Here is a 12,128-nt window from a genome sequence, read left to right as displayed (position 1 = left end):
ATTATCGTCCAATACGTACGATTTTGCTTGCGTACGTTTCGTACATATCGTACGCTTAGCGCATGATCGAACAAACCGCAAGCGTTTCCGCAGGCATCGTCAGCTTTCTCCAATCGTCCGGGCTGTCCTCCTCCCCGGTCCGGACGCAAGCCGGGGCTTTTGCCCCGGATCCGGTCGACCTCCCCCTGTCGATCGGAACGGCCGGAGCCGTTCCTCTCCCGGCTCCGGCCACCTTTTTGCCCGATGGCACCAGCGGCGCGCCGGGGGCTGCTGCCGTCGGGCAGGGCATCTCCTGCATCCGCACGGAAGACGGCACCGTCATCCTGTTCGACCGGCTGACGGGCAGGGCGGTGTCCGGCCTCACCAAAGCGGCGGCCGAAGCCGCGTTGCGGCGCCTCGCCGCCGACTCCCTGCCGGCCGCCAGCACCGCCTGACCACAGCGAACCAGACGCTTTGAACCTTTGTGCGGCCTTCGTACCGGGCCGCTTGCCTTTGCGCGCAATCAATGGATCCGACATGACTGCCTATACCGACACCGAATTGCAGGAGATCGCCGTCTGGCTCAGGGATGGCCTGTCGGCCACCAGGATCGCCGTCCGCTTTACGGCGCTGCGCGGCAGCCCGGTCTCGCGCAACGCCATCATCGGCATCGTCCACCGCAACAGCGCCCTGAAGACCATCGGCTTTGCCAATCCCAAGGGTGGCAGGTCCGGCGGGAGACCCAGGAAGAATGCCACAGGGAAGACTGCGGCCAACGAGAATACGGCCGGGAAGAATCAGCTGAGCAAGCCCGCAAGGCAGGCCGAAGTTTCGAAGCAGCCCGTCAGACCGGTCACCAAACCGACCCGTCAGCCACCGGCCAAGTCTATGCCGCCGACCCCGCCGGCGCGTTCGATCCTGGGTGAGGGGCGGCTTGTGGTGGATGGCGAAATCTACCGCTTCAAGCTGCCGGCGCCGCGCCCCGCCGCCATCGGACGCCAGCCGCATGTCGCCGCCATGCGCTTCATCGACTGCCTGTTCAACCGCTGCCGCGCGCCGCTCGACCTGACGCTGGAAGAAGACCCGGAGAAAGATGCTCCCGGCAGCCGGCCGGGGCTGGAGATGCTGTGCTGCGGCCTGCGCACAAGGGCGCTGAAGAGCTACTGCGCCTATCACCAGGCGCGCTTCCACCGGCCTGTGGTGGAGACGGTGTAAGCACTAGTGCACCGAGGCGCAACGCATCGGTGCCGGTAGACTGGCGATGAGTAGCGATAGGTCGACGGGACAGCGCCCCCTCTGTCCTGCCGGACATCTCCCCCACACGGGGGGAGATTGGCAGCCTCGCCGCAGCGCTCAGTCCTGCAGCATTCGAGATTGGCGAAAGCCGGCGCGACATCCGATCTCCCCCCTCGTGGGGGAGATGCCCGGCAGGGCAGAGGGGGGCGCGAAGGAAAGCCGGCCTTTCCAGCTCAACAATTCACCCCACAAGGATCATCCGATGAGCAAGAAAACCGCACAGAAAGCCAAACCACCAAAGCTGCCCAAGGACGAGGCCGAGCAGGTGCGCATCCGCCGCGAGATCGGCCATGATTTCGCGCTGAAGGATGATCGCTTCGGCCGCAAGCGGCTGAGCGCTGGCACGCAAGAAGCGCGTCGCGTCTATGAGGTCTCCAATGGCGGCTACACCGCCACCGGTGGCGTCGTGCGGGTGCGCAATGTCGATCCGCTGGTCGGCATCACCTCGCTGACCCGCCAGCAGCGCGAGGCCGGCCAGCGGTTTCGCGATGATTTCGAGCGCGCCTCGCGCGACGGGCTGCGGCCGATGCTGTGGGAGGAGCGCGTCGATGCCAGCCGGATCGGTGGCGGCATTCCCGACCGCGTGATCAACGCCGGCCGCGCCTATACCGGCGCCAGTGCCGCATTGGCCCACTGGGAACTTGCCGACACGGTCCGCAACATCTGCCTCGAGGGCCAGTCGGTGAAGGCGCTCGCCGAGCGTACCGGCGAGGGGCGGGATGTGGTGGTGAAGCTGCTGAAGGTCGGGCTCGACCTGCTGGCCGTGCACTACGGGATGATGCTGATGCGGAAGCCGCGATAAGGCCGGTGGTTCGCGCAGACAAAGCGGCCGGCCGACAGCTGCCGGCCGGACCGTTTCACGCTATCGGATCACCACTCGCAAACGCGGATTTCCTCAACGATCCTGTGATGATGGCGCCAGTGCTTGACCAACTCTATGCGGCAGTGGCGATGATGCCTGTGATACCGGTGATACCTGAAGCCGTTATCGTAGGCATCATACTGGTAGTACGGGCGAGGAGCGTAGTAGCGATCGCCGTAATAGTCGCGATAGCCGTCATTGTAGTAACCGTCATCGTAGCCGTTACCGATGCCGATCACGATGCGCCCGCCGGCATTCGCCGGGGCGATCATCGCCGCCGCTGCGGCGATAGCGATAGTCGAAGCAAGCAGGAGCTTTCTCATGGCTGCCTCCTGTTCAAGGTTGAGCTAATATAACTCCCGGGACACGACCTCGTTCCATAGTTCTGCAAGATGTGAACAACCCCTGCGCGAGCATTACGGGATGAGGGTAGCCAGCGTCACCGCCTGTCGGCATCAGCTCTCCATTTTTGAACCAACCACTAACCCCGCAAAACAGGCACTTAGAGAGGTTCGGTGAATCAGGCTCTGAACCGGGTGATGCCTCTGAGAGCGTCTACGCCAAGGACAGTGCCGCCCCTCATCCGCCTGCCGGACATTGAGGGGCGGCGCTGACGGACCATCTTAAACGCCTTTCTTGATCGTCCCCGTTGGCTCACCATTCTCCGGCGCCTTCTCCCACCCGAACACGCTGCGCCCGCCGAGCAGATGCGACTGGTCGAACTCGCCGGCGACGATCTCCTTCAGGCTCGGCCCGGTGACATAGCGCTCCAGCCTTCGCGCCTCGCCATCCAGCCGCTGCAGCGCGCCAAGCTCTTCCTCGCGGCCGAGCTTTGCCTTGCCGACGGCCGATTTCAGCACCGCGATCGTCTCGTCATAGACTTTCAGCGGCACCGGGAAGGGGTGCCGGTCTTTGCCGCCATGGGCGAGCGAGAAGCGCGCCGGGTCGGAGAAGCGGCAGGGCGCGCCATGCACGACTTCCGCCACCATGGCCAGCGCCCGAATTGTGCGGGCGCCGACGCCGGGCACCAGCAGCAGTTCGGGAAAATCGGCCGGCCCGCTTTCGATGGCCGCCGAGATGTTGCCGTGCAACCGGTGCATGACAATGTCGCTCTCGCGCACGTCGTGGTGTGCCGGCATCACCAGATTGGGCAGCATCGGCTGCGCGGCTGCTTTCGCAGGCGGTGCATTCGGCGGCGGCTCCAACACGACAAGCTCGTCAAGTATCCGCTCCGGGCTCATGGTCTTCAACAGGTTGAGCTGGCTGCTGCGCGATGGCTCGGCGCGGTGGTCTGTCAGGTTGACGATCTCGCCCTGGGTTTCGCCCTCGATCGCCGCATGTGGCTGGTCGACGAAGCTTGTCAGCCCTTCCGACAGCCAGTGATAGCGGCGCGCCTGGCGGCTGTCGCCATTCATGCCTTGCTGCACCACCACCCAGCGGCTGTCGTCGGTGACGATGAAACCGTGCAGATAGAGGTCGAAACCGTCCTGCACGGCCGCGCTGTCCACCTTGGCGACCAGCCGGCTGGCGGTGGCGAGCGCGGCGCCATCGATGCCGACGCGCTCGCCGATCGCGATCAGCTCCTGCGGGGTCTTGCGCGAATGCGCGCCGCGCCCGCCGCAGACATGGATGCCGAGCTCGCCGGCAAGCGGGTTCAGCCCGCGCTTCAGCGCGCCGACGACCGAGGTGGTGATGCCGGAGGAATGCCAGTCCATGCCCATGACGGCGCCGAAGGACTGGAACCAGAAGGGATGCGCCAGCCGCCGCAACAGCTCGTCGCGGCCATAGTGGTGGATGATCGCCTCGCACAGCACCGCGCCCAGCCGCGTCATGCGCTCGCCCAGCCATGTCGGAACCCGCCCGCCATGCAGCGGCAGGTCCGCACTGCCGCTTCGCTGCGTCAAAGGTTTGCCTCCGTGGATACCGGCACTACAAGACCGAAGTATAGGCAAGAGTATGCCGTATTTCCTTAGCTCGCGGCCTATGCGTTCGAAGCCGCAATTACTTCCGCGTGAGGATAGTCGCGCTCCTCTTTGTAAAGAATGATGTAGCCTGGCAATGCCGTCGCCTGCCACCCCTGCGGCAATGCCGCAACGATGTAGCGGATCACTGATCGCGGGGTCATAGGGCCGCTCAATACCGTCAGTGTTGTTCCTTCGAAATCGGCGTGTGGCGCTCTGCTGCGGCCTCCACTCCCTTGATAACGGAACGTATAGGGCAAGGCATCCTTGAGCCGCGCCAGTGCGCTCGCGGCCGTTTCGTCGTCGTCAATGGCGAAAGCCAACTCCCGATCAATATCGATCGGAAACTTGGCGTCATAGTTCTTAGGATCGACCTTGGTAGTGTCGCGCTCTCGTCCAGGATCGTTGGAGCCGAACCCGCTTCCATTCCAATCAATCGCCCTCACGCCGCCGTAGTGGCGGATGAGATCCGATTCTAAGTCTACCGCGGTAAACACAAAAATGCGCACCGCCTTGAAACTTACGCGCGCTGGATCGAGTCCGACACGATGCATGATCTTACGCGCGTGACGCGTTAGCCGCTTATGGAGCCCAGCCTCGGCGTCGGTCTTGCCAACATAGACGAGGCGACCATCAAGTAGGAGTTGGTAAACGCCCTGCTCCTCGGGGACTTCACGCAAATTTTCGGCGTTGAGAGGGGCAGTATCAAGACCATCAAGCACCTCGATCAGCCGCGCCAACAAAGCGCCTGGCAGATCGAATTCGAACTCGGTGTAAGCCTTCATTTAAGGAAGTCCGATCCCCCGAAAAGGAGATGACGTTTCACGCTGAGCGCGATGATGCTCGCTAGCTCCACTGGCACGGCATTGCCGAGCTGGCGCATAGTTTCGGACCAAGCTCCGTGAAAACGAAACCCATCCGGAAAAGTCTGTAAGCGGGCACTTTCCCGTACGGTGAAGTAACGCACGCTGCCATCTGGCCGCAGCAACATATTCTCTCCACCCGGCACACCATGGACACCCGCCTTTAAGGTCTTAGCCGGCTCGTCGAGTGGGCTTCCGGTGTGGCCGGGATAGGATCTGGCACCTGGCTGGAAGCGGTGATTGTGATACTTGGCGGCATCTCGCGACTTGTGTTCGGGATCGGGCAGGTCATCTATCGCGTCTCGCGTCGTACGCCATGGCTCTGTCCTTGGTTTGCTGTCGAGTCGCGCCTCGCGTTCCCCATGTCGATCGGCGATCTTGCGATCAGCTTGGCGAACCTTATGCCGGTCCCAATAGTTGCCCTTCGTTTGATCCCAAATCAGGGCGTCAAGGGAGTGCGTTTCCACCGGAAACGACCATTTGATGTCTAGGTCATTGCGGAAGCCAATGAACACTACACGCTCTCTGCGTTGAGGAATGCCGTAGTCCGCCGCATTCAGGACTCGATAGACGACCCTGTACTCTAGGCCGCTTGGGCCACGATGGCCGGTATGGTGCTTCTCGAGCCGTCGTAGGTGACTTTCCCAATCTCCGTCATTTTCAGAGGTCAGTTCGGGGTAGGTCATTTGCAGGACAACGTAGGAAAGGTACGTCGCGAAGCTCGCGCGAGTCAGCCCTTTTACATTCTCGAATATGAAGGCCGGCGGCTTGGTTTCGCGCACGGCGCGAACAGCTTCTGGCCACATATCGCGGGAATCCAAATGGGCGCGGTGCTTACCACCCAGCGAAAACGGCTGACAGGGCGGACCGCCAGTGACTAGATCGACCTTGCCTTCATATTCGCGGAAATCCACGCGCCGAACATCGCCCTCGATGGGCTCTGGCCAATCTCCAACCAAGCCGCGACCGTCAGCACGGTTTTCGCGAATGGTGTCGCAGCACCACCGGTCCCATTCGATGACAGCTTGTGGTGCGAAGCCGGCACGGCTGACTCCCATGCCAAGCCCGCCAGCGCCCGCGAAGAGCTCGATCGATTTCATGCTATTCCCCTACGAACTGGCGCAGTTTGTTCTCTAATTGTTCACTCTGCCGCAATTCGCATTCCCAGACAACAAGCACGTTCCAGCCGAGTCGCTTTAATGCCTCTTGATGGCGTGCATCGCGTTCGGCGTTAGCCGAAAGCTTCGGTTCCCAAAAATCCAGCCTCGACTTTGGAAGGCGAGCGAGGCGACAGGCTGGATCGCGATGACGATGCCAAAAGCATCCATGAATGAAAATCGCCTTCTTGCGTTGTCCAAAGACAATGTCGGGCTTTCCAGGCAATTCAGCTCGGTGGAGCCGATATCGATAGCCCATTCGATGAAGGAGACGACGCACGACCATCTCAGGCTTCGTATCCCTTCCATGGATACGGCCCATGCGCTCGCTGCGTTCGTGCGGCGTTAGACTGTCCATGGCCCCGTCATCTGTTGATTCGCTTGAAGAATGGTGTTTCGTTTTCCACCGATTGGAAAGAGGCTACCACACCTGCCGATGGGCCGTGATGGCAAGAGGCTTCTCCCCTACCTCACCCTCTCAACCACCGCCTTCTCCACCGCCGGCTCGAGCGTCTCCGCGAACGGCGTCGCCAGGTGGTGCTGGTCGCGATAGGCGATCTTGCCGTTGATGAAGACGTGGCACGTCCTGGCGTCGCAGAACTGGTTGGTCATGTCGATGTAGCTGGCGCCGGGCACGGTGTGCACGATGTCGCGCTCTATCGCCGCGTTCGCGTCGTTGGCGGCATAGGTTCGCTTCTGGTCGCACAGCGACGGCCTCTGCCCGCGCCACAGCGCGCGCGACACGCAGGTGTCGACGTGATCGTCGTTGAACGGCACGTCGCGGATGACGGCAACCTTCAGCCCGGCCTGGCTGAACGCGGTGAGCGTCGCGTGCAGGCCGGCGCGCCCGTCGGCCTCCTGGCTTTGGGGCGCCTGCATGCCGGCTGACATCTTGTCCAGGCTGATCAGTGCGATCTCCGAGATCACCACCAGGTTCGGCCGCGCGGCGATGATCTGCCGGATCGATTGCGCGCGCCATTGATCGCATTCGGTGTAGTTCCGCTTCAGCTTGGTCGCCCATACCGTCAGCCGCGAGGCGCGGCAGCCGGATTTGAGCCAGGTGACGACCTTGGTGTCGTTCTTCTCGGCCGCCTCGATCAGCGGCGTCGACCAGTGGTCGGCATGCGAGTCACCGAACAGCGCTATCGAGCGCCCGGCGTCCTTGTTGCCGAACACGCAGGCCTTTGGCGTCACGGTCTCATAGGAAAGAATACAGCCGGCCGCGCGCGCGGTAGAGGGGCGCGCGGCGCTGGCGGCGATGCTGCGCTGCTCTGGGTCGAGATCGCTGACGGCAAGCCTGGCATTGGCGTAGGTGGCTGCGACGCCGGTGCCGGTGAGGAGGATGGCCGGCACCAGCGCCCGCGCCGCATTGGCCATCAGCCAGCCGTTGCGGCGGATCGGGTTCTCCACGACGTGATAGGTAAGGACAGACAGCGCCAGCGCCAGCGCCAGGCAGCCGAGCCGCTGCAGCGGCGAAAGCTCGGGCACCAGCATCGAGGCATAGACGATCACCGGCCAGTGCCAGAGATAGAGCGAGTAGGAGAGCTTGCCGACCCACTGCAGGGGCGGCAGCGCCAGGACGGCACTGGAGCCATTCCCGACGCCGGCCGCTCCCGCCAGCAGCAACAGCACGGTGCCGGCCACCGGCATCAAGGCCATGAAGCCAGGGAAGGGGGCCTCCTCGTTGAAGGAGAGATAGGCGCCGGCAATCAGCGCCAGACCGAGCCATGCCAGCGGCGCGGCGAGCTGCGGGCGCTCACGCCAGAATGCCTGCGGCACCATGGTCGCCAGCCCGCCGGCGGCGAACTCCCAGGCGCGCAGCGGCGAGAAATAGAAGGCCCAGGGCTGCGCCGTGGTGGTGAGCCATGCACAGGCGGCAAACGAGATGAGGCCGGCAATGCCGATCACCAGGATTGCGCCGCGCTTGCCGGGGCGGAGCCACATGGCGAACAGCAGCAGCGCCGGCCAGGCGAGATAGAACTGTTCCTCCACCGACAGCGACCAGAAATGGATGAAAGGGTTGGTGGTCGCATCGGCCGCGAAATAGTCGAACGACCAGCGGATCAGCCACAGATTGATCATGTAGGCCGAGGCAAACATGGCGCCCCTGGAATAGAGCGACTGTTCCTCCGGCGACAGGATGAAGGCGCCGGCGACGAGCGTAGCCAGGATGACGAACAACGACGCCGGCAAAAGCCGCCGCGCGCGCCTGGCATAGAAGCGCCACAGGTTCAGCCGGCCGGTCTCGGCGATTTCGGCGAGCAGATGGCGGGTGATCAGGTAACCCGAGATGACGAAGAAGATGTCGACGCCGGTGAAGCCGCCGGGCAGTCCGCTGAAGCCGAAATGGAAGGCGATCACGCCCGCCACCGCCAGTGCACGCAACCCTTCGATATCAGGCCGGAACGATGCTGACACGATCGAAACCTCGTGTAGTTCGTTTAAAACCCACCCTGGCAAAGGGTCGACCCCATGCGCCGATATCGCAATGCAACAAATCTAACGCAGTGCAACATAAGGGGAGATTCTTCCTTCTCCCCGTTCACGGGGAGAAGGTGCCGGCAGGCGGATGAGGGGCAGCGCCGACGCTGTTCCAGTAAGGCCTGCGCCCTATTTATCCCTTGCGGAATTGGCAGAATGACGAGCGTTCGCGCCGCCCCTCATCTGGTTGCCGCCATCTTCTCCCCGTGAACGGGGAGAAGGACGCTCTCATCGCCGCTTTCGCCAAATCTCCGACATTTGCGGTCGGCCCTTGCGTTGCTCCCGCCATGCGCATCGGCTATCCAACCGGCAGCCAATGCAGTTCAAACGGAGCCATCCCATGACCAACACCACCATCCTCAAATTCGGCGCTGTCGAGCATGCCGATGGCGAAGATCTGCCGGGCTGGATCGTTGTCGAGGGCAGGCCGACCATGCAGACCGCCGTGCAGCACACCACCGCCGACGGCAAGGTGATGTCGGGCACCTGGCGGGCATCGCCCGGCACCTACCACGTCACCTACACCGACTATGAGTTCGTGCACATGATCGCCGGCCGCATCATTATCACGCCGGATGGCGGCGAGCCTGTCGAGGTCGGCCCCGGCGATGCCTTTGTCGTCGAAGCCGATTTCAAGGGCACCTGGAAGATCATCGAGCCGGTGACCAAGCACTTCGTCGTCAGGGTTGCCTGATCGGCGGTAACAGGTGGCGGCGGCAGGCTTTATCGCCCAAGATCGGCGCAGGCCTGTGCGGCGTGCGTTTCGACGCTGGTGCCAGAGACATGGCCGGCGACACCACAGTTCTACGCCTATCGGCCCATTAGCCGAGTCATTCCGCTCGCGGTGGAACCGATCGCCATCTCCGGCGGTTGTGTCCACAGGAAGGCGGCCCATGCCCCTCACGGTTCGAACCACACTCTGCGAAATCCGCGACGACCTCCATGCCTTACGCAGGACGGTGGCTGCGCGCGGCCAGATCGAGACCATCCAGGCCATCGATGCGCTGATCGGCGTCGCCGAAGGCGAGGCGATCCGCGCCATTCGGCGCATCGATCTCACGGCTCGGCGCATCGATCTCGCGGCCTGATTTTCAACGCAAACACTTTCAACGAAAACAAATATCGACGGGAAGAACAATGGACATCAGGGAGATGACGCAGCAGGAATGCACCGCCATGCTGAAATCGGCCAGGCTCGGCCGACTGGCCTGCATTCGGGACAACAGGCCTTACGTGGTGCCGATCCACTTTGCCTTCGGCGACAATTTCATCTTCAGCTTCTCGCTGCCGGGCAAGAAGGTCGAATGGATGCGTGAGAACCCGCATGTCTGCCTGCAGGTCGACGATGTCGGCAGCGTCCATGGCTGGAAGAGCGTCGTCGTCGACGGCCTGTTCGAGGATCTGCCCAAGGCGCCTGCACTCGACAGCACGATTCCCGCCAGGGATCAGCAGATCCCTGCATCCAATCATGACCGGGAATTTGCCTGGTCGCTGCTGCAGAAGCACGCCAATTGGTGGGAGCCGGGCGCGTTGAAACCGGGCGAGCAGGCCGGTTCGGGCAGCCATCTGTTCTACCAGATCAGGATCGAGACGATGTCGGGGCGGCAGGCGTATCGCTAGGCGCCACGCCCGAGATGGGCACCAGTCGCCGGCGAGGCCCTCACGGCAGTTGGAACGTCTTGGCGCTCCACCGCGTTTATGTCCATCAGGAGTATCAAAAACAAATGGCTGTTCAAACGGACTACCGAACGAATAGAGCCGACTATGCGATTGCAGCAAAGCCGAAGCTGACTGGCACTGCTGTTGCGGCTGAGGCGAAAAAGAAGGCGGTGCGACTTAACGATCAGCTCAACGATCAGCGTTCCGCCAGACTGTCAGCAAATCCATCGGATACGTCGGACAAACCCAAACCCAGATCGCGCGGTTAGTTCTCGGCGCCAAACGTGCGCCTTGAGGCCGAAACCAGTTCATCACCGAGGACTGTGAGACCGGGCCGAGCGTTGCGTCGTTCCATTTCGGACAAGACAGGAATTCCTAGGTGGAAGGCGCAAAAAAACCCGCGTCCGGAGGGGGCCAGGAGGCGGGTTCTTTAACGACCAAGCGCTTTGGGACGCTCGATGTATCTATCAACATATCAGTGCGGTTTTTGTTCCATTCGATCGAGGCGTCAGCTTGGCTGAGCTTGGGTTTCCCGAGATGGATCACGCTACGCCGCGCGCGGTATCCGCGACATAAACGTCGCCCTGGTTACCGACACGGTGGTGCCGTTGGAGTCACTGATGACATCCACCCGGGCCTCAAGCTGTTTGACCAGCGCTTCGACGATGGCTGTTCCCAGGCCGGTGGTCGGCGCGGCGCTGGCCGGCTTGCCGGTGCCATTGTCCGAGACCGTCAGTTTCCAGTCACTGCCATTGGTCTCGTAGGAGACGTGGATCAGCGCTGCGGTCTTCTCCCGGGGGAAGGCATATTTGATTGCGTTGAGCACCAGTTCGGTGACGATCAGTCCGAGGCTCACCGCCTTCTGTGAATCGATCCTGCCACCCTGCGCGGTGACCTTGACGGCGATCGGCTGCGCATCGCCGACCATCGACGAGGCCAGACTGCTGCACAGTTTCGGCAGATAGGAGCCGACGTCGATCTCGTCGATGCCGGCCGAGGTGTGGAGATGACGCTGCACTTCGGCCACCGACAGCACGCGCTGATGCGCATCTTTCAGGTGCTGGCGGGTTTCCTCGGAGGTGACCGAGCGCGCCTTCAGAAGCAGGATGCTGGCGATGATCTGCAGGCTGTTGGCAACCCGGTGCTCCATCTCGCGCAGCAGCACGTCCTTCTGCCGCAGCAGATCCTCGGTGCGGCCAAGAAGCTCTTCCTTCTCACGCTCGATGACGCGACGCGCCGTTATGTCGTTGAAGGCGAGCAGGATGGTGACGGCCGAACTGTGGTCGTAGAGGACTTTTCGCGCGTTGAGCAGCATGGTGCGCTGGCCGATATTGGGGAAATCATACTCGACCTCGAAGCCGTCCATGGCGGTCTTCTCGGGGATGATCGTCTCCAGCAGCAGGCGCAATGCGGGGATATCCCACTGGCCGTTGCCGAGCGCATAGAGCAGGGCGCCGTGCGTTTCCTCCGGGTCGACCTTGAAGGTCTGATAGAAGGAGCGGCTGGCCGCCAGCACATGAAACTTTTCGTCGAGCACGAGGAATGGCTCGACAATCGTATTGACGATCGCCTGCGCAAGCGTCTGCGCATCCTCGATATTCGCGATGGGATGGAACAAGGCACAAAGCCGATCTGGAGGCGCAGCGCCTCCGCTCAGCTTCATCTTCTACATCATTGCCGGGCTGGAGTCGCGAACTGAATCGATGTGGCCGATCTCCCGCCGCCTTGCGCAGTCGCCGGCGTCCCCCTCATTCCGTCGGGAAGAGGAGGACGCAGCGAAACGAATATCGGTTAAAGGGGGCGTCACCCGTTCGCTTCGAACCGATGCGGATCGAAGAGCTGAGACGATGGCGTCTGCGGTGCCTCGTAG

At 62.5% G+C, this 12,128-nt stretch carries 13 protein-coding genes; 6 read left to right on the top strand and 7 right to left on the bottom strand.

Annotated features, from left to right (window positions below; genetic code table 11):
* The first annotated feature begins 62 nt into the window (after nucleotides 1–62).
* From AC1DYO_RS26775 to AC1DYO_RS26765, 3 genes are all read left to right on the top strand, one after another.
* Entirely contained in the window at nucleotides 63–434 is a 372-nt protein-coding gene (locus AC1DYO_RS26775; RefSeq protein WP_477267423.1) for a hypothetical protein, read from the top strand.
* An 82-nt stretch (nucleotides 435–516) separates the two neighbouring features.
* Nucleotides 517–1,194, top strand: a complete 678-nt coding sequence (locus AC1DYO_RS26770) for a GcrA cell cycle regulator (RefSeq protein ID WP_477267422.1) — start codon at nucleotides 517–519, stop codon at nucleotides 1,192–1,194.
* A 283-nt stretch (nucleotides 1,195–1,477) separates the two neighbouring features.
* Entirely contained in the window at nucleotides 1,478–2,077 is a 600-nt protein-coding gene (locus tag AC1DYO_RS26765) for a DUF6456 domain-containing protein (protein ID WP_477267421.1), read from the top strand.
* Between the two features lie 68 nt (nucleotides 2,078–2,145).
* Here AC1DYO_RS26765 and AC1DYO_RS26760 read toward each other — a convergent pair whose 3' ends face one another.
* From AC1DYO_RS26760 to AC1DYO_RS26735, 6 genes are all read right to left on the bottom strand, one after another.
* Nucleotides 2,146–2,460 carry a hypothetical protein gene (locus tag AC1DYO_RS26760; protein ID WP_477267420.1) on the bottom strand — a complete coding sequence of 105 codons (315 nt, stop codon included), beginning with the start codon at nucleotides 2,458–2,460 and terminating at the stop codon, nucleotides 2,146–2,148.
* 300 nt (nucleotides 2,461–2,760) lie between these two features.
* Entirely contained in the window at nucleotides 2,761–4,041 is a 1,281-nt protein-coding gene (locus AC1DYO_RS26755; RefSeq protein WP_477267419.1) for a DUF763 domain-containing protein, read from the bottom strand.
* Nucleotides 4,042–4,118: 77 nt separating this feature from the next.
* Nucleotides 4,119–4,883, bottom strand: a complete 765-nt coding sequence (locus AC1DYO_RS26750) for a GIY-YIG nuclease family protein (protein WP_477267418.1) — start codon at nucleotides 4,881–4,883, stop codon at nucleotides 4,119–4,121.
* Entirely contained in the window at nucleotides 4,880–6,061 is a 1,182-nt protein-coding gene (locus AC1DYO_RS26745; protein WP_477267417.1) for a DNA cytosine methyltransferase, read from the bottom strand. The genes AC1DYO_RS26750 and AC1DYO_RS26745 overlap by 4 nt, the downstream gene beginning before the upstream one ends.
* A gap of 1 nt (nucleotide 6,062) precedes the next feature.
* Nucleotides 6,063–6,476 (bottom strand): very short patch repair endonuclease, encoded by a 414-nt coding sequence (locus AC1DYO_RS26740; protein WP_477267416.1) that lies wholly within the window; start codon nucleotides 6,474–6,476, stop codon nucleotides 6,063–6,065.
* Nucleotides 6,477–6,583: 107 nt separating this feature from the next.
* On the bottom strand, nucleotides 6,584–8,536 hold the full coding sequence (locus AC1DYO_RS26735) for an acyltransferase family protein (RefSeq protein WP_477267415.1): 1,953 nt from the start codon (nucleotides 8,534–8,536) through the stop codon (nucleotides 6,584–6,586).
* A 403-nt stretch (nucleotides 8,537–8,939) separates the two neighbouring features.
* Here AC1DYO_RS26735 and AC1DYO_RS26730 point away from each other — a divergent pair, with 403 nt between their 5' ends.
* The 3 genes from AC1DYO_RS26730 (at nucleotide 8,940) to AC1DYO_RS26720 (ending at nucleotide 10,219) form a co-directional block, all read left to right on the top strand.
* Nucleotides 8,940–9,293: a cupin domain-containing protein gene (locus tag AC1DYO_RS26730; protein WP_477267414.1), complete on the top strand. Its 354-nt coding sequence runs from the start codon at nucleotides 8,940–8,942 to the stop codon at nucleotides 9,291–9,293.
* Nucleotides 9,294–9,492: 199 nt separating this feature from the next.
* Entirely contained in the window at nucleotides 9,493–9,687 is a 195-nt protein-coding gene (locus AC1DYO_RS26725) for a hypothetical protein (protein ID WP_477267413.1), read from the top strand.
* A 49-nt stretch (nucleotides 9,688–9,736) separates the two neighbouring features.
* The gene (locus tag AC1DYO_RS26720; protein WP_477267412.1) at nucleotides 9,737–10,219 is read left to right on the top strand and encodes a pyridoxamine 5'-phosphate oxidase family protein; all 483 of its coding nucleotides are present in this window, start codon (nucleotides 9,737–9,739) and stop codon (nucleotides 10,217–10,219) included.
* A 586-nt stretch (nucleotides 10,220–10,805) separates the two neighbouring features.
* Here AC1DYO_RS26720 and AC1DYO_RS26715 read toward each other — a convergent pair.
* Nucleotides 10,806–11,876: a sensor histidine kinase gene (locus AC1DYO_RS26715; protein ID WP_477267411.1), complete on the bottom strand. Its 1,071-nt coding sequence runs from the start codon at nucleotides 11,874–11,876 to the stop codon at nucleotides 10,806–10,808.
* Nucleotides 11,877–12,128: the final 252 nt, after the last annotated feature.

This window comes from Mesorhizobium sp. P2_F5 (assembly GCF_056403715.1).
This window is presented reverse-complemented; position numbering and strand designations above follow the sequence as displayed.

Excerpts from the sequence above, each read along its gene's own strand:
- AC1DYO_RS26770 (WP_477267422.1), top strand. The coding sequence starts at position 517 with ATGACTGCCTATACCGACACCGAATTGCAGGAGATCGCCGTCTGGCTC.
- AC1DYO_RS26750 (WP_477267418.1), bottom strand. The coding sequence starts at position 4,883 with ATGAAGGCTTACACCGAGTTCGAATTCGATCTGCCAGGCGCTTTGTTG.
- AC1DYO_RS26720 (WP_477267412.1), top strand. The coding sequence starts at position 9,737 with ATGGACATCAGGGAGATGACGCAGCAGGAATGCACCGCCATGCTGAAA.
- AC1DYO_RS26730 (WP_477267414.1), top strand. The coding sequence starts at position 8,940 with ATGACCAACACCACCATCCTCAAATTCGGCGCTGTCGAGCATGCCGAT.
- AC1DYO_RS26740 (WP_477267416.1), bottom strand. The coding sequence starts at position 6,476 with ATGGACAGTCTAACGCCGCACGAACGCAGCGAGCGCATGGGCCGTATC.
- AC1DYO_RS26775 (WP_477267423.1), top strand. The coding sequence starts at position 63 with ATGATCGAACAAACCGCAAGCGTTTCCGCAGGCATCGTCAGCTTTCTC.
- AC1DYO_RS26745 (WP_477267417.1), bottom strand. The coding sequence starts at position 6,061 with ATGAAATCGATCGAGCTCTTCGCGGGCGCTGGCGGGCTTGGCATGGGA.
- AC1DYO_RS26765 (WP_477267421.1), top strand. The coding sequence starts at position 1,478 with ATGAGCAAGAAAACCGCACAGAAAGCCAAACCACCAAAGCTGCCCAAG.
- AC1DYO_RS26725 (WP_477267413.1), top strand. The coding sequence starts at position 9,493 with ATGCCCCTCACGGTTCGAACCACACTCTGCGAAATCCGCGACGACCTC.
- AC1DYO_RS26760 (WP_477267420.1), bottom strand. The coding sequence starts at position 2,460 with ATGAGAAAGCTCCTGCTTGCTTCGACTATCGCTATCGCCGCAGCGGCG.